The following is a 20162-nucleotide window of genomic DNA, read 5'->3' as shown; positions in this document are numbered from 1 at the left end:
TCGTTCATGAGTTAATCTTCCTTTGATTACTCGAAAGGGCGCTTTTTTTATTAAACATATGAATGTCAATAAACGCTAAGAGAAATTCTTTTATCGGATAAAATAACCTATTAATTCGTTTGTATCACCTTATTAATAGCGTATAACTAAAATATAATAACGAATAAAAAACGAAAAGGTGAAATGCAGAAGAAATTAATATCAGTTACTATAATCTTGGAAATATAAATAAGCGAAGGGGGGGAGGTAAAAAATGCCTAAAATAAAACTATTCGTCGTAGTAACACTAATGTTTTCTTTCTTAGCGGGGGTGTTTCTTTCAACTACACAAGTTCAATCAGAAACGATCAAAAAGACCATTATTGATGAAGATTATTTGAATATGTCTTATGAATTTGAAGAGAAGGCTGAAGATAGTCAATTGTTATTTAAGTTCAAACGGCGAGCAGAAGATAAAAAAGTACAACAGCGACTCAAAATGAAACTAACCGATGGAAAGAATGAACCAATCGAATATCCAGAATCGGCCAGTCTAAAAGCAGACGGCGGATGGTTGATAGAAAAAGAATTTTCAGCAGAGCAAGAAAAGCAAATAACAGTAAAGCTTTCTAAGTCAATCAAGGAACTTAACTTATATGTGCAAATGGATCAGAAAAGTATTTCCGACGAATCAGATGGAAAGATCGAAGAAAATGTCTTGAAGCAAGAAAAGCCTTATGTTTTGAAACTAAAAGATGAAAAGCAAGCGACGAACAGTTCAAGCAAAAAAGCAGAGGGGAAAAAAGAAAAAACGACCGAGAGTTCTCAAGGATTGATCGGTCCTAAAAAAGAAAAAGCGACACAAAACAACGGACCGGCAAATGCACCGATGAATTCAGGCAGCGGAGTGGCTATGCCGATCTATGAAAACTTCGCCCCAACATACACACCAGATGGAGCAGATGGGAAATACCCAACTAATGCTTGGCAGCCGACTAACCAACCGAATGTCAAAAACTATCAAGGGGGATATGCAAGTACAAAGCAATGGGATGGCAATACTGGTTGGGATGTCACAAATGATAATTATACGAACTCCTACATTAAATATGGGGATGATACGAGCGATCCGAACGTATCCCTAAGAAAATACGCACAGGCAACTGAAAATGAAAACGAGTTCAAGATCAAATTAAATGTTAAAGGGAATATCACCCATAAACCTGGGGTAGATATGGTCTTCCTATTGGATAACTCAGGATCGATGGTTAATGGGCCTACGGGATCTAGATCAAGGAAGAAAAATACTGAAGACGCGTTAGCTAGAATTGTTCGAGAGTTGAAAACAAATTATCCCAGTAATTCAGACACTGGGCTGCGAATTGGTGCTCATATCTTTTCAGACTATAGTTGGAATCAAGGCCAAGAGACATTTCCATTGTCTTCCAATAAGAGTAACTGGGATGGGATTGTCAGTGGGTATAAAGGGTTCGTGGTTGCAGGACAAACCTTTACACAACGGGGACTGCGTGAAGCAGCAGATGTATTCATAGGTGCACCAAATATTGGTGAACGACAGAAATTCCTCTTTGTATTAACTGACGGAGCTCCTAATAGAAGTTGGAATCCTGAAGATGGTCATGCGGATGGAACAATGTTTCTTGACCCTTATTATGTCACTAGATTTTCAATGGGAACTAAAGGAAACTACGCTGGTGGAAATCCACTAGGCGCTAATAAAGACCGAACGAAGCTTCCAACGATGACAAGGGGGGTAACTAGTCATATAACTACGACTAACTCTACTGCCAAAGCAATCAAAGAAAATGAAGGAGTACAGATCCATACGATCGCGGTAAATGTCGAACGATTTTATTCAGATGACCACCCAACTGAGACCTTGAAAGAAGGGCTCTATCGGATGGGAAGTAAAAAGGCAAATAGAACGTCAGACACTGCTTCAGATTACTTCTTTTATGATGTCTCAAATCCTGATGAGTTGGAAGAAACGTTCAAAAACTGGTATGACGCGATCATTCGGACAGTCGATAAAGGGAAGATCACTGATCCTTTAGGCGATATGGTCGATTTAGTTGACGGGCCGAGAGCTACACAAGTTAACAATGGTGCTGATCCTATCGCGACACTTGATCAACCAGAAGCCACACGCACGAATGATAATCGACAAATTAATGTGAACAATATCAATTTAACGGCAGATCAGGAGATTGAAGTCGAGTATACAGTTCGCCTAAAACCATCAGCTGTAGCTAATCGCTGGTATCCGACTAACGGAAGGACAACTTTGGAACCGACTTCAGAACGAAACACAGACAAATTAGACTTCGGGGTGCCATCCGTTCGCAAACAACAGACGATTGATGAACTCAGTATTCCAGTAAGAAAAATTTGGGATGATAATAATGATACTAGCAAACGACCATCAAGTATCACAGTCAAATTGCAACGGTCAACGAACGGCGGCAGCTGGACAGATGTAGGGACTAAACAGTTAAGCAACTCGAATTCTTGGACACAAACCTTTACCGGCCTTGAAAAAGGTGCTGGAATCCAATATCGCGTCACTGAACCGACCCAAACAACAGGCTATTTACCGGCTACGGTCAGTCCAGCGACGATCAACTCAGCGACTCCATTTACAGGAGAAGTGCAGGTCACTAATAAAATTAAAGGTGCTGCTTTTGAGATTCCAGTAGAAAAAATCTGGAATGACAATAATCAAACCAACAAACGACCACCAAAGATTACAGTCAAGTTGCAACGCTCAAATGGGGTCGACTGGGATGATATTGCCACTAAAGATTTAGTAGCAAGTAAACAATGGAAAGATAGTTTCACAGTGGAAAATTATGAAGCGATCAGTTATAGAATAGTTGAAGTAGGGCAAGTGACTGGTTATGAGGCGCCTCAGTATAATCAGGAGTGGTTTAACTCAGATTGGAATCCAATGCCCGCTGGCGGAATCAAAATTACCAATACAATTTCAGCAGCTGATTTCGTCATCCCAGTCGAAAAGGTCTGGGAGGATGAAAATAACCAATTCGGGACTCGACCGACGAGTGTAACGGCGCAACTTCAACGGTTGGGCGGCACTGGGTGGGAGAGTGTTGAGGAGAAGGTATTGGATGCGGGAAATAATTGGAAAGACAACTTTTCAGCAGTCGATGGCGATGACTCGATCGTCTATCGTGTTCAAGAGTTAGACCGTACACCAGGATACAAAGCGCCAACAATGAATATCGCCGCTTTTACTAAGCCAGAGCTGGCTTTTGTAGAGGGAACAGTAAAGATCACGAATACCTTAATAAAAACCAATTATCAATTTGTGAAGGTCTTTGATGATGGAGCGACACCGTTTAGCGGCAGTGATTTACCGAAGTTTAGTGTCAAACGCAAATCAAATGGAACTGTTTTAGCAGAAAATCTTACGCCAAATGCTTCTGGTGAGGTCAAAATCGAGAACTTGACTTTCGGAACCTTTGAAGTAGAAGAAACACATGTGCCACAAGGGTTCCAAAAAATGAGTAATTTTGACATCGTTGTGACAGAAAACGGAGCAGGTACAGCTTTAGTAGTCAAGGTCAATAACAGTACCGATTCTTATAAAGCAAAAAATAAATTAAAGGATTTCTCAATGACGGTTCTAAAGGTCGATGAAGATGGGTCAACACCACTTGGGGGAGCAACTTTTAAATTGAGTGGACCGGATGGATACGAGCATACGGAAAGTTCTGATTTCATGTTTTTCAGTAATTTGAAGCCTGGACAGTATACCTTAGAAGAAACTCAAGCTCCTCAAGATTATAGTAAAATCACGACGCCGATTCGCATCACGATTGGTGTTGACGGGACGATAACGATCCCTGACCATTCGAATGTTAGCTGGTTCGGCGGGATAATGGACTACGGAAATGAAATAACCTTGACGGTAACCAATAAGAAAGAACGAGATGGTGCACTACCAGCAACTGGGGAAAAAGGTATTAAAGCCTTTATGTTAGTGGCAGCGAGCTTGGCTGTCGCTGGGATGATTACTGGCGGAGTCTTCTTGATTCGCAGCAGAAGGGAGGGCTAATAAATGAGAAAAGGACTTTCATTTATTCTAAGCCTGCTTCTGGGAATATGCTTTTTGGGTGGAACAGCAGTTGGAGCAGAGGAGCAAGTTGATCTGTGGATTCACACATGGTCAGAAAAGGGAGAAAAAGTAGAGGGGACGGAGAAGTTAGCATTTGATGTTTATAATCTGACGCAATGGCGAGAGGAACGTAAAGGGGATGAGAAGCAGGACAAAGAATATCTAATGAACACTTACCCAAGTAAAGAGGAACTAAAGTCATTTGTAGAGCAGGAACAATTGACGAAACTGAACGAAGCCTCCTACTTAGTTGATGGTAGCGGGAACGTCTCATTCGATGTTCCCCGTTACCAAGATGGAAAAGATGCGGCGTATTTGATCTTAGCCAGTGGTGAAGAGGGAGAATACCACATGCTGCCAATCATTCTATATTTCCCGCAGCAACATCCGGAAACAGGGGAGGAAGCACAACGATTACTGATTTATGGAAAATATCAAGATATCAAAGTACCGGCACCACCGGAAGATCCGGCACCACCATTGGAGCCAGAGGAGCCTAGCGCAGCAAAAGATTTTCCGACTTTAGGGAAACGATATCCATCCACCAACGACTTGGTGAGAGATTTTTCTAGGATTGGCTTAGTTTTAGTAATGATTGGTTTTATTGGTTTAAAACAAATAAAAAAAAGAAAATAGGGGGAAAAGAAAAATGAAGAGTAGAGGGAAGGTAATAAGTTTTATCATGGCGCTGTTATGCATGGTACCACTGATCGCTGGATTAGCGGGTTTTGGTAATGAAGCTTCAGCAGCGGGTGACACAGTCAATGTTACATTGCACAAGAAGAAGATGGACCAATTTCCGACGGCGATGAAAAATCCTGGTGAAGTTACAGATGCTTTCGATCATTTTCAACCATTAGAAGGCGTTACATTCACACCGTATGATGTCACTACAGCTTTCTATGCAGCATTAGATGAAGAATTAGCAAAAGGTACCGACTATGATGACGCGGTTAAACTAGTCGTTAAAGATTTTGCATTGGATCCAAGTGCGACACCAGCGGCAACAGGCAAAGCAACTGACTCAGATGGTAAAGTGGAATTTAAAGACTTAGCAAAACGCACGGCAGGCGGAATCTACAAAGTATACTTCTTTAAAGAAGATGTTCCTGCAGATTATGAAGAGTATGAAGGCTATCCAACATTGTTAGTTTTACCAGCGATGAAAGCAGACGGAACAACTCCAATTGAAGATATTCATTTGTATCCGAAGAACAAACTTAAAAATGAAGAAAATCCTAAAAAAGAATTGTTAGATGATGAAGGAAATCCTTTAACAGTACCAACAGATGGCTACTATGTTTATGATATCGGTAAAGTCGTCAGCTACAAAGCATCATTCACATTCCCAAGTCAAATCGGTGAAATCCTTCATGATGTTGGCACAGCAGGGGTAGACCAAACACGTTATTCAAAATTTGAATTAAAAGATGAAGTGTCAGTTGAAGGAATGAAATTTGAAGGTATTTCTGAAATTTGGATCGGCGGAGTGAAATTAGACACTGCGGCTAGAGCAGCACTTGAAGATAAAATGCCAATCACACCAGTCAATGCAGGTCCAACAGGTCCTTATACTGGCAAAAAAGCGGGATTCACTATGGCGGCAAAATTGAACAATGAAAAGAGTGATGGCGATGCAGCTAAATTCGGTGAATCAGTAGCAACCGCAGAATTCTTAAAAAAATATGCAGGTCAAAAGATCGAATTGGTTTACGGGGTATCATTTACTAATGAAACAGCCGTTGATGTGAAAGTAGAGAATGATTTCTTAGTAAACATGGAACATGATGGAGGTCAAGCAGACAACCGCGAAAACGATCAAACAGTACCAGGGATTTCAACTGGTGGTATGAAATTCTTGAAATACGAAGAAGGAGACAAAGCTCAAGGACTGCAAGGTGCAGAATTTGCTATCCTTAAGAAAGATGGCTCAGACGAATACTACTTGACTCAAGATGCTGATAAAAAACCAGCTTGGACAAAAATTGATGCATCAAATCCAATCAGTCAAGCGGACAAATTTGTGTCTGCCGAAGACGGTAGTTTCAAAGTAGAAGGACTTGCTAAAGGCACATACTATTTAAGAGAAACTAAAGCACCTCATGGCTTCCAATTGTTGACAGAAGACAAAGAATTTGAGGTCAAGGCGGGTTCTTACACAACAACTGCATTGAGATATGATGTAGCCAACGTAACTGAAGGCGGCTTCCTACCATCTACTGGTGGTATGGGTATCGTAGCATTCTTACTAGTAGGTCTAAGCCTAATGTCAGTAGCATACTTCCGCTACCGCAAAGTGCAACATGCAGCAGAATAGTAGAAGTTAATTTTTTAAACAGGATGGGGAGACTCATCCTGTTTTTTTGTGTTGAATTTTAACGAGGATTTACTAAATGGCTAACAGTTGAATAAATTTTGGCTGCTATTTACAATAGAAAAGATCTAATGAAAAGAGGCATTTTGATGGAGTTAACGAATGAAGATTTTCAATTATTTGAACGAGATTATTTTGCTTTTAAGCAATTAAAGGCAAGTTATACTATAGCAGAAATTGAGCAGATCAAGAAAAACTATCAGGAACATTGGCAAAAATGGAAGGCGCTGCAGCAAGTAGTGGCAAAATCATTACCAGCAGAATATCATCTGGACAAGCCGAAGATCGAAAGCTGGACCAACGGGTGGAATTTGCGGAATCATTTTTGGTGCGCGTATCGTGATCCGCAGCATCGTAATCAAAATGCGTGTTTGGCGACCTTATTGAATAAAAAGCAATTTCAAGTTTATTTGATGTTTCAGCATTATAAAAGTGGTGAACGTTCGGGAAGTTTGGCGGATTATAATGCGCTGCTGCCGACGCTGAAAAAGTGGAGCGAGACGGTAGACATTACGGATTACTATATTTGGCCGCAAGTGGAACATGAATTAGCTGACCATCTCCTGCTTTCGGAATTCTTAGCAGATCCACTTCAATCAGAGAAGCTGGAAGCTAAATTAGAGGGACGAAGTTTTCAAGTGGGAAAACTATTATTTAAAACAAAAAGTATCACAACGGTTGATGAAATGGTTGTTCAAACGATCAAAGAATTAGCTCCATTGTATTTTGCTTTAAGCTAGTTCGATTAGATCCTCTTCAAAAATTTTTAAGAAGCGCTGAAAAATAGTTGTTTTGGGCGTATAATGAGTGAGCAAATAAATTAAGGGAGAACTGTGTATGAAGGAATTAGACTTATCTAAATCTTTGTTGGAATTAGTCACTCTTTATCCTGAAGTAAAGGATTTAATGTATAGATTAGGTTTTGAAGCGATCGCAAAACCGGGCATGCTGCAAACGGCAGGCCGTTATGTAACGATCCCCAAAGGCGCGAAAATGAAACACATTCCGCTAAATCAAGTCATTGAGTTGTTTGAAGCGAATGGCTTTACTGTGAAAGGAGCAGTCTAATGGAACGTACGAGAGAACAACGACAAGCGAGAATTGTCGAGATCCTATCATTACTCCACAAAGGCGGTTCTTTTGAGGAAGCGAAAGATTTATTTAATCAAGAGTTTGACGGCGTAGATGTGACCGAGATTACGGCGGCGGAAAAAGCCCTGATCCAAGGTGGTTTAAATCCCCAAGAGATTCAAAAGTTGTGTAATATTCATGCGGCGGTATTTAAAGGTTCAATCAACGAGATTCATCGATCTAATTTGGAGCATGAACAGCCGGGTCATCCGATCCATACGCTGAAGCTAGAAAATCAGGTGTTGCAATCGTTGTTGACGGATGAAATCGATGGTCTTCTAGTTAAAATAAAAGCAGGTGATTGGTCACAAAAGGAACGGTTGCTGCATGCACTGACTGATTTAATGCAGATCGATAAGCATTATGCTCGTAAAGAAACGTTGATTTTTTCTTATATGGAAAAATACGGTATCACGGCCCCTCCAAAAGTAATGTGGGGCGTTGATGACGATATTCGGGATCAAATCAAAGCTTTGATCCAATTAGTAAGTTCTGACAAAGCGGCTTACAACCCAATTGCTGAGCAGTGGGAATCGGCAAAAAATGAAATTGAAGAGATGATTTTTAAAGAAGAAGAGATCATGGCACCGATGACTTTAGATGTTTTCAGTTTGAAGGATTGGGAAAAAATCGCCGAAGATAGTTTTGATATCGGCTTTGCTTTCATACCTGATCTTTTACCGTGGAAGGCCAGCCAAGCTTCACTAGAAAAGGAACAAGAACGAGAACCAGCTCGTCAATTAGCGATCCAGCAAGCCAAGGAAACAACAGAGGGGATCGCAGCTAGTCTGACTGATCAAACAGAGATGAACCCGGTAGAACATGATGATTGGGAGAACAAAGCATCGGCTGAGACGGTCGTTTTACCTACCGGAACATTAAAGATGGCAGAAATGATCGCTATGTTCCAAGTTTTACCAGTGGACTTGACGTTTGTTGATAAAGAAGATCGTGTACGCTTTTTCTCAGAAGGGAAAAGCCGAGTTTTTCCCCGTACGAAGTCAGTAATCGGACGTGAGGTTGTGAATTGCCATCCACCGAAGAGTATGCACATCGTTCAGCAAATCCTTGATGATTTTCGTTCAGGCGCCCGTTCAGAAGCAGATTTTTGGATCGATATTCGAGGCAAAAAAATCTATATTCGTTATTTTGCTCTAAAAGATGAATCCGACGAATATTTAGGCTGCTTAGAGGTTACTCAAGATATTACAGAAATCCAATCAATTGAAGGTCAAAATCGTTTATTGGATGGAAAAAATTAAAATGCCATTTTAAAGAGTATTCGTATTTTTACGAATACTCTTTTTTTCTTGATAGTAATCAATTCATTTTCTGAAGAGCACTTGTAAACTGTTAGAAAACAGACAAGGAGTGATAATAGTGAAGGTGCAAAAGAAAATACTCGCTCAAAAAAAGGAGCTCACGTTGCTCAATGCGATTTTTATCATAGGTTCGATTGGGGCTAAGTTTTTTTTCCAACAGGAGTGGATCTATGACGTAGGAATGATCGTCGCCTCTGTATTAGGGGGTCTGCCGATCATGATCCAAGCTTATCAAGCATTAAAGGTTAAGGTGATCAGTATTGATTTACTCGTTACGATCGCGGTAATAGGGGCATTTATGATTGGGGAATACAATGAATCGGCGATCGTCACTTTTCTTTTTCTATTGGGTCATTTGCTTGAGCAAAAAACATTGGAACATACCCGTTCTGCTATTCAAAAATTAGTCCAAATGGCTCCTGCAAAAGCTTGGAAATTCACGGGTGAGGCTTTTAGTGAAGTGGAGATAGACGAGGTGGGAGTGGGCGATCAATTATTGGTCAAAACAGGTGCCCAGATTCCCGTTGATGGCATAGTATTAGAAGGATCAGGCTATCTAAATGAAGCAAATGTGACCGGGGAATCAAAGCAAGTCCATAAGCAAACAGCCGATCAGGTGTTTGCCGGAACGATCTTGGAGAATGGCACCCTAAAAATGCGGGCTGAAAGAATCGGTGAAGATACGACTTTTGGAAAAATCATTGAACTTGTAGAGGAAGCACAAGACAGCAAGTCAACCGCAGAACGGTTTATAGATCATTTTGCTAAATATTATACGCCGCTCATTTTAATTATAGCTATACTGACTGGCTTGATTAGTCGAGACGTTCGTTTAGCGATTACCATTCTCGTACTTGGCTGTCCGGGGGCGTTGATCATTGGTGTGCCGGTATCCAATGTTGCGGGGATCGGAAACGGAGCGAAAAATGGGATATTGATCAAAGGTAGTGATGTAATGAATACTTTTAGTCGGGTGAATACGCTAGTCTTTGACAAAACTGGAACGTTGACAAATGGCAAACCAACCGTCGCAACAGTGCAGCTGTACGGCAAATCAGCTACTGACTATCTTGCGTTGACTGCGGCGGTGGAAGCCGAATCGGATCATCCTTTAGGACAAGCCATCGTTGACTATGTAAAAGAAAATAGCCAAGAAGATTTTAGCAAAATCAGTGTCACTGATACTGCAATCAAAGCAGGCCGAGGGATTGTTGCATCTGTAGCAGGTCAGCGCCTAATCATCGGCAATAAGCAGCTCATGAAAGAACAAAAAATTCCACTGACGACTGCGCTTCAAGTAGACGAACAATTTTTACACGAGCAAGGTCACTCGGTAGTATTGATTGCAACGGATCAAGAAGTCGTGGCATTGATTGGTGTAAAGGATCAGCTTCGTCAAGGTACATCAGAGACTATGAGTGCGCTGAGAAAAAGCGGCATTAAACGTCTGATTATGTTGACAGGGGACAATCAACGGACTGCAGAAATTATTGGAAAAGAGCTTGGATTCACTGAAATTCAGGGTGATTTACTACCTGAAGAGAAAGCGGATGTCATTCAACAGCTGCAACAAGCAGGCGAAGTTGTGGCCTTTGTGGGGGATGGAATCAATGATAGTCCGTCGATCGCGCTAGCGGATATTGGGATAGCGATGGGGAGTGGAACTGACGTAGCCGTTGAGACATCGGATATTGTTTTAATTCAGTCAACATTTCAAAGCTTACTTCATGCTTATCAACTTACTAAAAAGACGGTGACCAATATGAAAGAAAATATTACGATTGCGATTGGGACTGTCCTCTTTTTGTTAGTGGGGTTAGTTTTTGGCTATGTTTATATGGCCAGTGGCATGTTCTTTCATGAATTAAGTATCTTGATTGTTGTAATCAATGGTATGCGGCTGCTTTCTTTTAAAACAAAAAAGGCAAAACTTGATAGAAATCAATTCGCGAAAATCAAAGAATCTATAGAATGAAGGTATCAATTTAAAGGAGGCTTCAATGATGAAAAAAATGATTATCCAATTAGGGACACTGACTTGTCCGTCGTGTATGCAAAAAATAGAAAATGCGGTCAGCCAACAAAAAGGTGTCGAAAATGTAAAAGTTCTTTTCAATGCCAGCAAAGTCAAAGCCGATTTCCAAGCAGAGCAGACTAGTCCGGAAGTATTACAAAAAGTGATCGAAGACTTAGGTTATGAAGTGGAAACGGTCAAAGTAAAGGAGCTATCCTAAAGTGAATCCAGATGAAAAATTCCAAGCAGAACAAATCAAAAGTGATCGGGACCATCATACGCCGACTGCCGCAGCGATGATCAGCCATATTTTGGCTAATCTATTTATCCATCGAACGAAGCTAAGACAAGCAAATTATTATTTAAAAGGTCACGTGCGAAGCTTTTCTGAGGATAAGTTGGTAGGGATGATTGCTGATGAAGATCATTTCTTTGATACATTAAGTCAAAAGGTCCTTGCAGAAGGAGAACTGGTCCCAACAACTTTGAAAGAGTTCAGCGACTATGCGATGATCAAAGAAAGTGGTAAATTAAAGTATGAAAGCGACACAGTGATTCTTAGGGAGTTTATCACGGATCTAGCAACGCAAAATTTATTTGTCACCCGCGGGATCGCCTTAGCAGAAAAAGAGGCTAAATTTGGTTTAGCTGATTTTTTGAAAGAACTATACGGCTGGATCAAGGAGCAGGAATTGGTTTGGCAGCGGTATTTGGGAGAAGAGGGACTCTCCCAACTTGAAGAAGAGTAAAGGAGAATTTTCATGAACCATGAACATTTATGCGTATCTTTAGTTCCACTATTCAATCATTTGGATATCACGGATCAGCAAAGAATACATGCGCTGGTTAAACACCGGGTCATTGAAAAAGGTGAACAAATTTTTACACCCGCGGGAACCGCGCAATTAGTGATTGTTGCTCATGGAAATATGAAAGTCTATCAACTATCTTCAAATGGCAAGGAACAAGTCCTACGCGTAGTGGAACCTGGTGGGTACGAAGGTGAAAACCAATTATTTGGTGTTCGAAATGAAGTTTTATTTGGTGAAGCACTAGAAACAACTGAAGTTTGTATTCTTAGACAGCAAGATTTTTCAGAATTGCTCTTAAGTTATCCGCAACTAAGCTTGAAATTACTAGAGATCAATGCTCAAAAAATGCTGAAAGTAGAAAAGCAGACACAATTTTTAATGATGGAGAAAGTGGAGGAGCGTTTAGCCACCTATTTGCTTGATTTGGCTAAAGTAGCCCATACAAAGACATTCGTTTTACCTATGAAAATGAAAGAGCTAGCCTATTTTTTAGGGACGACACCGGAAACTTTATCAAGAAAATTCAAATTACTAGAACAGCAACAGCTGATTAAGCGTGAAAGACGCAATGTAACGCTATTAGATACAACAGGATTAGAAGAGTTGTGAGCATTTAGGTTAAGCAGACTGAGGGATACTCAGCCTGTTTTTTTGCATTTCGATGAAAAAAGCAACAATAGTTAGTCAGCGGTTTGGTTACTCGATAGATTGCTTTTGATTGGATTATATCTCAATTATTTGTTAACTGATCCAAAGACATTGTAGGGTGAGCCCATGTCAGAAAAAAATTTTAAGAACCGTTTAATAGAAATACTGAAGAGAAACTCTCCCAAACTGCATTAGCAAAATCAGTTGGGTTCTCGAGAACGACGGTCAATTCAATTGAAACCGGACGATTCAGTCCAACTGCGAATTTGACGTAGATTTTACGCATCGTGTTAGATAAAACGTTTGAAGAACTCTTTTATTTCTAGTAGTATTTCACTTGAATATGAATCTATCAGCGAAAATTTGCTAGTGTGACAAATAAATAATGGCTCAAGGAGGAAGAAATCAGTGAACGTATTCATCAAAGCAGTCGAGGAATCCAATTGGCGGGAAATCGCCGCACTTTCTGTATCCGCCGACCAACGCGGTTTTATCGAAAGTAATGCGCAATCGCTATTAGAAGCGGCTTATGATTCCTCGCTCCAATGGCATCCTTTAGCGCTTTATCACGAAACAACGATCGTTGGATTTGCGATGATTGGCGCTAAAGAAGGCAATGAAATGTGGCTGGATCGCTTCATGATCGGAGCTGAATTTCAAGGGAAGGGATATGGCAGTTTGTTTATGCCGTTACTAATCGACCATATGAAACGGCATTATCAAATCGCACGCATTTATTTAAGTGTTCATGATGAAAACGAAAAAATTATTCCTTATTATCAACGTTTCGGCTTTATTGATAGTCAACAATACGATTTAGAAAATGGCGAGCGCATCATGTATTTGGATGCTTGATCAATCGGTGTTTGCCTTTTTAGTAATTTGTTGCTAGAATAAAAGAAAATTATGAAGAACTTTTAACAAAATCGCCGGGTTTTGTTTTGAGCAGCAGTCTACCCCATAGGCCATTGGAGGGTAGGATGCTCTTTTTTTTGGAGGAATTTAGATGAACGAGATCAAAGGGTATGTTACGAGAAGTGTGCTAAGTACGTTGGGTTTGTCACTGTATATTTTAGCGGATACGTTCTTCATTGCAAATGGTGTCGGAGTGCTAGGCTTAGCGGCACTGAATATCGCTCTGCCATTGTTTAATTTATTGACGGGGCTTGGTCTGCTCCTGAGAATGGGCGGGGCGACGTTGTTTGCTTTGAAAGGGCGAAGCGGTAACTATTTTTCGCAGTTAATGATTGTTGGTGGCGTTATCGGGCTGTTTTTTACAGCACTTGGCCTCTTTTTCAGTCGTCCATTGGCGCTGGTATTAGGAGCTAGTGGCGCAACGGTGGACCTGACGACGCTTTATATGCGTTTTATTTTGATAATGGCGCCCTTTTTCATCTTGAATAATTTGTGTCTGGCCTTTGTTCGAAATGATCAAAATCCCCAACTGGCAATGAAAGCGATGATTTTGTCTAGTGTCTTTAATATGATCTTTGATTATATTTTCGTTTTCCCATTGGATATGGGCATGGCCGGTGCTGCACTTGCCACTGTGTTGTCGCCGGTCCTTAGTCTGGCTATTTTAAGTACCCATCGTAATTTTTCAAAGCGGCAGTTGTCGTTAAGCTGGGTGAAACCACAATTAAGAATAGTGACCAAGAGTATCCAACTAGGGCTCTCTTCGTTTCTGGCGGAAATGAGTACTGGTGTCAGTATCTTAGTTTTCAATCAAGTGCTGCTGGGATTAGGCGGAGATATCGTAATCGCCGCTTATGGGGTGCTGGCGAATATTCTAGTGGTTGCCTTGTCGTTGTTTACCGGAGTGGCCCAAGGGATTCAGCCATTGATTAGTCGTGCCGCAAATAAAAAAGAAACTCTGACGATTCAAAAAATCTTGAACTTTGGCTTAAAAACCAGCTTTATTATGGCAGTGGGATTGTATTTGATTCTGTTTTTCCTAAAATACCCGATCATTTCCGCCTTCAATCGTGAAAATGATCCGCTGCTGATTCAATTAGCAGCTTACGGGATTCCGATCTTTTTTGTATCGTTGTTCGGGTCATCATTAAACGTGGTGTTCAGCATCTTCTTTTCGGCGATCGGTCACGCCAAACAAGCCTTTGCACTGTCTTTATTTCGCGGCTATTTTTTGTTAGTTCCGTTGGTGATCATTTTAGCCGCGATTTGGGGCCTGACAGGAGCCTGGGTCAGCTTGCCAATAACGGAAGGACTCACGTTAATCGTTTCATTTTTCTTTTTACGAAAGTATAAAAAGGCTGCCGTTAAAGCTTCAAGGCTGAATGCGGAAGTATAAAATAAGTACTCTGAAAGGACGAAATCGTCAGTTTCAGAGTGCTTTTTTGAGTAGTTGTGAGAAAAGCTGCTGTCATCCCCAAAACAAGCTGTTATGATTAAAGTAACGAAAAAAGGAGGCACAAAAGATGAAGGATCAGAAGACATTACGATTATTGTTGCCGCAATGGCAAGGGGGCAATAATCCAAACTATTATTTTGGTGGGGAGCTATTGGCTCAGATTGTTCCTGCTAGTGCTAAGGATAAGCTGAGACGTGTGCCAGTAGCGAAAGATTTTGACAAAGCATTAGCTGTTGAAGATGGTGTCAAAGGTAGCAAGGTGCTTTTGCAGCAATTAGCAGACACAACGAAGATTTTAGCAGAAGAAAATCCGGATAGGGTAATCGTTCTCGGTGGGGATTGTTCGATCTCGCAGGCTCCTTTTGATTATTTAAACGGTAAATATGGAGGCAATTTAGGAATTCTTTGGCTAGATGCCCATCCAGATGTGGCATTGGCGGCGGATACTACGCATGATCATGAAATGGTCTTAGGCAATCTATTAGGTGGTGGAGCTCCCAGCTTCGCTGAAAAGGTTCAGCATCCAGTAAAGCCGAGCCACGTAATGTTTGCGGGCCTGATTTATGAAGAGCTAAGGCCGCGAGATCAAGCAGTCAATCGCTTGCAGCTGCGCTATGCGACCCCTCAGCAGTTGAAAGAGAACAGCCAGCCGATCATTGACTGGCTAAAAGAAAATAACATTCAACATGTGGCGGTCCATTTTGATCTTGATGTACTAACGCCGGAGGATTTTCGTTCAATTTACCCAGCGGAACCTTATTTGAAGACGTTTGGTGCCGCAATCGGAGAAATGACTCTAAAAGAGGTGACACGTGTATTAACGGATCTTTCTAAGGAAACCGAATTGGTGGGCTTGAGTATCGCGGAGCACATGCCATGGGATGCGTTGAATCTTCGTCAGGCTTTATCACAGGTTTCGATATTTAAATAGAAAAATGAAGTTGTGGATTTTTGGCATAATCGAGAAAGCAAACTTTGCGCTCAATCATCAAAAGTGATTGAGCGTTTTTTGTGTTCAGTTTTAACTCATCAAATAGTTATGGATATTTCTTTAAGTGCTAGCTTTGCTTTTAAAAGTACATTTTTTAGCGATCTTTCAGAGTGATTTTTGCGAAAAAAACTTAAAAATAGTAAAAAAAATCATTCAATCAGTTTTTACATTATTGAAGAACTTATTGATTAAAAAGCAACCTATCAGATGCAGATTGTTATCTAATTGGTATAGACCAAAGCATAAAAACTGCTTCAATCAGTGTATTTACTTCAAATTTCATTCGGCTCCTTGTTTAGAATGATTCTATTAAAAGTTATATAAAAAAGCACACTTGTCACATAAAAGGATTATTTTTCGTCATTTTGATCAGAGCACATTTAACAAAAAGGGAAGAATATTGTATGGTTGATATATAAGATAACTGAGAATAATAAAAAAGATTAAGAAAGGTGTTTAGCAGATGATTAAATTGTATACTTCTCCGAGTTGTACTTCTTGCCGTAAAGCAAAAGCATGGTTAACCGAACAAGAACTTCCATTTGAGGAAAGAAATATTTTTTCTAGTCCTTTGAATAAAGAAGAAATCAAGGAAATTCTTTGCTTGACGGAGACAGGAACGGAAGAGATTATCTCGACTCGTTCTAAGGTCTATGAAAAACTTAATGTTGATTTTGATGAATTATCTTTCAATGAGCTGATTGAATTGATTGAAAAGCACCCAACCTTATTACGCAGACCAATTATTTTAGACGAGCGTCATTTACAAGTGGGTTACAATCAAGATGAAATTCATCAATTTATTCCCCGTGAAGTCAGACGCCTGACTTCAAAAGAGATGTCTAAGATTCTGATTTATTTGGATTTAGAAAAACAAAGCCTTGCTTAGTAGGTGAGCTAAACACATAAAAACAAACAAGTGCTACCTTCAAGAATCGAAGATAGTACCTGTTTGTTTTTTTATTATAATAAAGTTAGCGATTTTTTTCGATATACGTCTTACGTAAAGCTACATATAATGAAGAAAGATTTTGATATCCGACGTTAAAGTCCCAATAATAGACAGGAATTTCCATGGCTGTTTGGGAAAAGGTCGTAATCAGAAAATCGTAGGTAGTCTCACTGTGATAAAGCTCTGTTTCCACAAAACTAATATCCGCTAAAAAGTCCCACAACCGTTTGACGAGTAATTGATTAGACTCCACCATAACGCCGACTTTCAAAGGGTGTTCCTTGGTCATTTGATAATAGAAAGGTGAGATACCAGAACGCAGGATCTGGACTAAATATTTTTCAGAAGGGCGAAGGGCTGAAAATTCTTCTCGTTTTAAAAGTGAATTTAAGAATTGTTTGATCTTCTGTTCAAGCTGTAAGGTCTCGGCTGATTTTACTTCAGGATACTTGACTAAAGCGGGTAGATTTGGAAAGGGGCCGCGAAAAACATAGAAGGCAAGAATGATGTTGGCTAGATTGGCCATCATCATTTTTTTTGTCCCCGTTTCCATATGCACGTGCAATTCGTCGATGACAAAACAGCGGAAACTTTCTACTAAATCCCAGACTGGATTTGTTTTTCTAGTAAAGGTCTGAATACTTTTTTCTAGTGCGGGATCGGCAGGGTCTTCGTAAATCGGAATAAAATTCATCAGAAAATAGATCGAAGCCAATTCTCCCTTAGAATGTTCCGGTGAAAGGTCAAAGGTGTTTTCAAACGCACACAGATCACATTCGGGATTATCTTCCAACATAAAATCCAAGGCCGGTTCGTACTCAGCGAATCGCTGCTGGAGCATGCGAGTGAGAGCCACGCCAGAATAAATCGATGTTTCCAAGCGGCTGACAAAGTCGCGACTTAAAGGTGAATCCTGTAAAAAGAGCTCACCATAAGTCGACGCTTTTTCTTTGGCGACATCGAAAGGCCAAAATAAATTGCGGTAGCCTAACCAAAAAAAATAGAAGAAAGCCAGACGGATGGCGATCTCATTCCCTTCTATTCGGAATTTTTGAAAGTTGATTTTGAGCTGGTACTTGGCTAAATATTTGATCATCGGCTGCATTCTGCGGCTGATGGTGGCGCGGCTGATATAATTTTGCTGCAAGAAATTTTCCAAACCAAGTGTTGGTTTCAAAAGTAATGCTTGCATAAATTGGAAAGAAAGACTTGATTTTAATAGGTGAAGGCGGTACTCATCAATCGAAAGCGCCAGTTTTTCAGTGGAGATTCCGGTATTTGGTACGATCAAGGAAGTTTTGATCAGCCCTGACTCTAATAAATCGTGATCCAGTTCTTGCAATAGCTTGTAATACTGTTGATAAGAAAGCTGAGTCTGGGCGGCAAGGTCACGATAAGGATAGATTCCAGTCGTTTGTCCCGCGAGATTCTTAAAGATCCGGAATTTCATTTGAGTGACCGAATCAAAGACTATTTCTTCAAACATAACGTTTCTCCTTTCTTTTTTTCCAAATAAAAAGAATTAATGATCCGAGGATAAAAGCCAAGGCCAGGATAAATGGCCAAAGAGCAAGCTCGTAGATTTGTAGCTGATTATTCTGCTGATGCAGAAAGACCCAGCGGTCAAAAGAAAACGCCTTTTCGCCTTTGATTGTTAGCTTGATGGTATAAAGTCCACTCGTTGGCGGTTTTTCGGTTGGCAACTGCAATGTAAATGAATCATGAGGCGCGACGCTGATGGTCTGATCTGTTAGGCTGATTTCTTTTCCTGTAATAGAGCGAAGTTCGCCTGTTAATTGGTAGTGACTAATTAATCGACCTGAGGTGTTGGCTAGTTTCGCAGCTACATCTTCTTTGGCTGTCGTGAAATTTTCTAAAGTTAGTTGGGGAGCGGGTAAGGCTTTATCCTCTCGCAGCATCACTCCGATTACGTAAGCCAATTCTTGTTGGATGCCACCGTTAGTGGGGGCATTCTGATCAAGAATTTGAAAGCCTCCTAATAAACTGCCGGAAAAACCTTTTTCAGGAATCGTCAATTGGAAAGCAACTTGCTTTTGCTCCTTGGCTTCTAAGTGAACCGTCTGAGGTCCAGAGACTAGTTCTTTAAAGTTTGGACCACTAGTAGGCTTATGATCGTTCAAGCTGTATTCGATTTGCCCGATCGTATTCGTGAAGGCAGTGGTAGGAGTGATCTCTAAAGTTTTTGGCTGATCGTCAAAGTTTTCTACTATTATATAGAGGGTTTGCTGTTGGTCTTTTTTTACTTGCAAATCAAAGTAAGAAGCGCCGTCGATTTGGTTCTCAGGAAAAATCGGCGATGCACCAAATCCAAAGGTCGCGGCTTGAGTGGTCGGCATGTAAATAAATAAAAGAATGAAACTAAGTACTAAAGAAAATATTTTTTTCACTAGTGACTCCTCCGTGACGGATATATCTGCTGTTTTGAGTATAACAAAGGATTTTATCAAAGTGAAAAGATAATTTTATTTTCACATTTAGATAAATCCATTTTGTAAATGTGAAACAAGCTTGATACCGCAAGGCGATAGGCTTTTTGAAGGGTAAAAGCAGCGAGCTATTACATTGATATTGGCGTTAGAAAACTTATAATCAGATGTGTATTAAAGATTATTTACATAAACGTTTCATGAAAATAATAATTTGTTGCATGAGATGTTAAGGAGGAATTTTTATGAAAAAAATGTTAGCCACACTTATGACTTCAACGATCGTCCTAGCTTCACTAGGCTTAGCAAGTACGAATGTTTTTGCGGCTGAAACTATCAACGCAGGGACACTAGGGGCCGGATATGATGCGACCAACGATTCAGTAGCTGCAAATTCTAAAGCTGAATTCGCCATCGAACCCGGTCAACTACGGTTAGATCAAGTACCTGACTTGCATTTTGCTAACGATAACGGTACAAATCCAAAGGTTGCTGACTTTTCAAAGGAAGTTCATTTGAATTTGTTTGATGGAAAACTTTCGAACGCGTCTAAAGATGGAAATAGCAATCAAAAAATCACTGTTTCTGACTACCGCGGAACGAACGCTGGTTGGAAACTCTCCGTATCAAGAAGTGATTTTACGAATCTTGCCGACAGTAGCAAAAAAATCGATGGTGTAACTATGACATTATCTCCTTCAGCTGATGCGACTGACGGAATCGCAACCAAAGCACCAGTTAAAACAATTGTGAATGATCAAGCAGCGACTTTGATCAATGCGGCTGTTAACGAAGGAACTTTTGCCAACAACTTCGATGTAGCTTCTGGCGATTTGACCGTTGCTGCCAACGCAAATAAAAATATCGTTGCTGGGACTTACCAAGCTGATGTGAACTGGACATTAGCCAATATACCAACTGCAGCTCCAGCAAAATAAGTGGATCAAGCTCGCTAAATTTTCGTT

General features: G+C 40.4%; 17 protein-coding genes and 1 pseudogene. 16 read left to right on the top strand and 2 right to left on the bottom strand.

Annotated features, from left to right (window positions below):
• The first annotated feature begins 253 nt into the window (after positions 1-253).
• The 15 genes and pseudogenes from RV00_RS07355 to spx all read left to right on the top strand — a co-directional run bounded on the left by RV00_RS07355 (position 254) and on the right by spx (position 16687).
• Positions 254-4075, top strand: a complete 3822-nt coding sequence (locus RV00_RS07355; RefSeq protein WP_071861955.1) for a Cna B-type domain-containing protein — start codon at positions 254-256, stop codon at positions 4073-4075.
• Between the two features lie 3 nt (positions 4076-4078).
• Complete coding sequence (locus RV00_RS07350) at positions 4079-4771, top strand: hypothetical protein (protein WP_071861954.1); 693 nt, start codon at positions 4079-4081, stop codon at positions 4769-4771.
• Positions 4772-4784: 13 nt separating this feature from the next.
• Positions 4785-6452: a SpaH/EbpB family LPXTG-anchored major pilin gene (locus RV00_RS07345; protein WP_071861953.1), complete on the top strand. Its 1668-nt coding sequence runs from the start codon at positions 4785-4787 to the stop codon at positions 6450-6452.
• 146 nt (positions 6453-6598) lie between these two features.
• Positions 6599-7249 (top strand): HI_0552 family protein, encoded by a 651-nt coding sequence (locus tag RV00_RS07340; RefSeq protein WP_071861952.1) that lies wholly within the window; start codon positions 6599-6601, stop codon positions 7247-7249.
• Positions 7250-7346: 97 nt separating this feature from the next.
• Positions 7347-7577, top strand: coding sequence for a DUF1858 domain-containing protein (locus RV00_RS07335; protein ID WP_071861951.1), 231 nt, complete (start codon positions 7347-7349; stop codon positions 7575-7577).
• Positions 7577-8902: a DUF438 domain-containing protein gene (locus RV00_RS07330; protein ID WP_071861950.1), complete on the top strand. Its 1326-nt coding sequence runs from the start codon at positions 7577-7579 to the stop codon at positions 8900-8902. The genes RV00_RS07335 and RV00_RS07330 overlap by 1 nt, the downstream gene beginning before the upstream one ends.
• 118 nt (positions 8903-9020) lie before the next feature.
• Positions 9021-10937 carry a heavy metal translocating P-type ATPase gene (locus tag RV00_RS07325; RefSeq protein WP_071861949.1) on the top strand — a complete coding sequence of 639 codons (1917 nt, stop codon included), beginning with the start codon at positions 9021-9023 and terminating at the stop codon, positions 10935-10937.
• A gap of 28 nt (positions 10938-10965) precedes the next feature.
• The gene (locus RV00_RS07320) at positions 10966-11196 is read left to right on the top strand and encodes a heavy-metal-associated domain-containing protein (protein WP_071861948.1); all 231 of its coding nucleotides are present in this window, start codon (positions 10966-10968) and stop codon (positions 11194-11196) included.
• Between the two features lies 1 nt (position 11197).
• The gene (locus tag RV00_RS07315; protein WP_071861947.1) at positions 11198-11725 is read left to right on the top strand and encodes a ferritin family protein; all 528 of its coding nucleotides are present in this window, start codon (positions 11198-11200) and stop codon (positions 11723-11725) included.
• Between the two features lie 12 nt (positions 11726-11737).
• Positions 11738-12397: a Crp/Fnr family transcriptional regulator gene (locus RV00_RS07310; protein ID WP_071861946.1), complete on the top strand. Its 660-nt coding sequence runs from the start codon at positions 11738-11740 to the stop codon at positions 12395-12397.
• A 206-nt stretch (positions 12398-12603) separates the two neighbouring features.
• Positions 12604-12711: pseudogene (locus RV00_RS07305) on the top strand (helix-turn-helix transcriptional regulator); the annotation flags it as partial.
• Between the two features lie 133 nt (positions 12712-12844).
• Entirely contained in the window at positions 12845-13291 is a 447-nt protein-coding gene (locus tag RV00_RS07300; RefSeq protein WP_071861945.1) for a GNAT family N-acetyltransferase, read from the top strand.
• 151 nt (positions 13292-13442) lie between these two features.
• A complete protein-coding gene (locus tag RV00_RS07295; RefSeq protein WP_071861944.1) occupies positions 13443-14747 on the top strand; it encodes an MATE family efflux transporter in 1305 nt (434 codons plus the stop codon).
• A 127-nt stretch (positions 14748-14874) separates the two neighbouring features.
• The gene (locus RV00_RS07290; RefSeq protein WP_071861943.1) at positions 14875-15738 is read left to right on the top strand and encodes an arginase family protein; all 864 of its coding nucleotides are present in this window, start codon (positions 14875-14877) and stop codon (positions 15736-15738) included.
• A 523-nt stretch (positions 15739-16261) separates the two neighbouring features.
• Complete coding sequence (spx, locus tag RV00_RS07285) at positions 16262-16687, top strand: transcriptional regulator Spx (RefSeq protein WP_071861942.1); 426 nt, start codon at positions 16262-16264, stop codon at positions 16685-16687.
• An 85-nt stretch (positions 16688-16772) separates the two neighbouring features.
• Here spx and RV00_RS07280 read toward each other — a convergent pair whose 3' ends face one another.
• Both RV00_RS07280 and RV00_RS07275 read right to left on the bottom strand, forming a co-directional pair.
• Positions 16773-18236: a helix-turn-helix domain-containing protein gene (locus RV00_RS07280; RefSeq protein ID WP_071861941.1), complete on the bottom strand. Its 1464-nt coding sequence runs from the start codon at positions 18234-18236 to the stop codon at positions 16773-16775.
• Positions 18229-19158, bottom strand: a complete 930-nt coding sequence (locus tag RV00_RS07275) for a DUF916 domain-containing protein (RefSeq protein ID WP_071861940.1) — start codon at positions 19156-19158, stop codon at positions 18229-18231. The genes RV00_RS07280 and RV00_RS07275 overlap by 8 nt, the downstream gene beginning before the upstream one ends.
• Before the next feature lie 284 nt (positions 19159-19442).
• Here RV00_RS07275 and RV00_RS07270 point away from each other — a divergent pair, with 284 nt between their 5' ends.
• Positions 19443-20135 carry a WxL domain-containing protein gene (locus tag RV00_RS07270; RefSeq protein WP_071861939.1) on the top strand — a complete coding sequence of 231 codons (693 nt, stop codon included), beginning with the start codon at positions 19443-19445 and terminating at the stop codon, positions 20133-20135.
• Positions 20136-20162 lie beyond the last annotated feature (27 nt).

The organism is Enterococcus devriesei, assembly GCF_001885905.1.
GTDB classification, from domain to species: Bacteria; Bacillota; Bacilli; order Lactobacillales; family Enterococcaceae; genus Enterococcus_A; species Enterococcus_A devriesei.
The sequence above is the reverse complement of the archived record's forward strand: the minus strand, read 5'-3'. Positions and strand labels throughout refer to the sequence as shown.

Bases quoted from the DNA above. Each gene is read 5' to 3' on its own strand.
- RV00_RS07355 (WP_071861955.1), top strand. From the start codon at position 254: ATGCCTAAAATAAAACTATTCGTCGTAGTAACACTAATGTTTTCTTTC.
- RV00_RS07320 (WP_071861948.1), top strand. From the start codon at position 10,966: ATGAAAAAAATGATTATCCAATTAGGGACACTGACTTGTCCGTCGTGT.
- RV00_RS07335 (WP_071861951.1), top strand. From the start codon at position 7,347: ATGAAGGAATTAGACTTATCTAAATCTTTGTTGGAATTAGTCACTCTT.
- RV00_RS07290 (WP_071861943.1), top strand. From the start codon at position 14,875: ATGAAGGATCAGAAGACATTACGATTATTGTTGCCGCAATGGCAAGGG.
- RV00_RS07340 (WP_071861952.1), top strand. From the start codon at position 6,599: ATGGAGTTAACGAATGAAGATTTTCAATTATTTGAACGAGATTATTTT.
- spx (WP_071861942.1), top strand. From the start codon at position 16,262: ATGATTAAATTGTATACTTCTCCGAGTTGTACTTCTTGCCGTAAAGCA.
- RV00_RS07345 (WP_071861953.1), top strand. From the start codon at position 4,785: ATGAAGAGTAGAGGGAAGGTAATAAGTTTTATCATGGCGCTGTTATGC.
- RV00_RS07330 (WP_071861950.1), top strand. From the start codon at position 7,577: ATGGAACGTACGAGAGAACAACGACAAGCGAGAATTGTCGAGATCCTA.
- RV00_RS07270 (WP_071861939.1), top strand. From the start codon at position 19,443: ATGAAAAAAATGTTAGCCACACTTATGACTTCAACGATCGTCCTAGCT.
- RV00_RS07295 (WP_071861944.1), top strand. From the start codon at position 13,443: ATGAACGAGATCAAAGGGTATGTTACGAGAAGTGTGCTAAGTACGTTG.
- RV00_RS07280 (WP_071861941.1), bottom strand. From the start codon at position 18,236: ATGTTTGAAGAAATAGTCTTTGATTCGGTCACTCAAATGAAATTCCGG.
- RV00_RS07350 (WP_071861954.1), top strand. From the start codon at position 4,079: ATGAGAAAAGGACTTTCATTTATTCTAAGCCTGCTTCTGGGAATATGC.
- RV00_RS07310 (WP_071861946.1), top strand. From the start codon at position 11,738: ATGAACCATGAACATTTATGCGTATCTTTAGTTCCACTATTCAATCAT.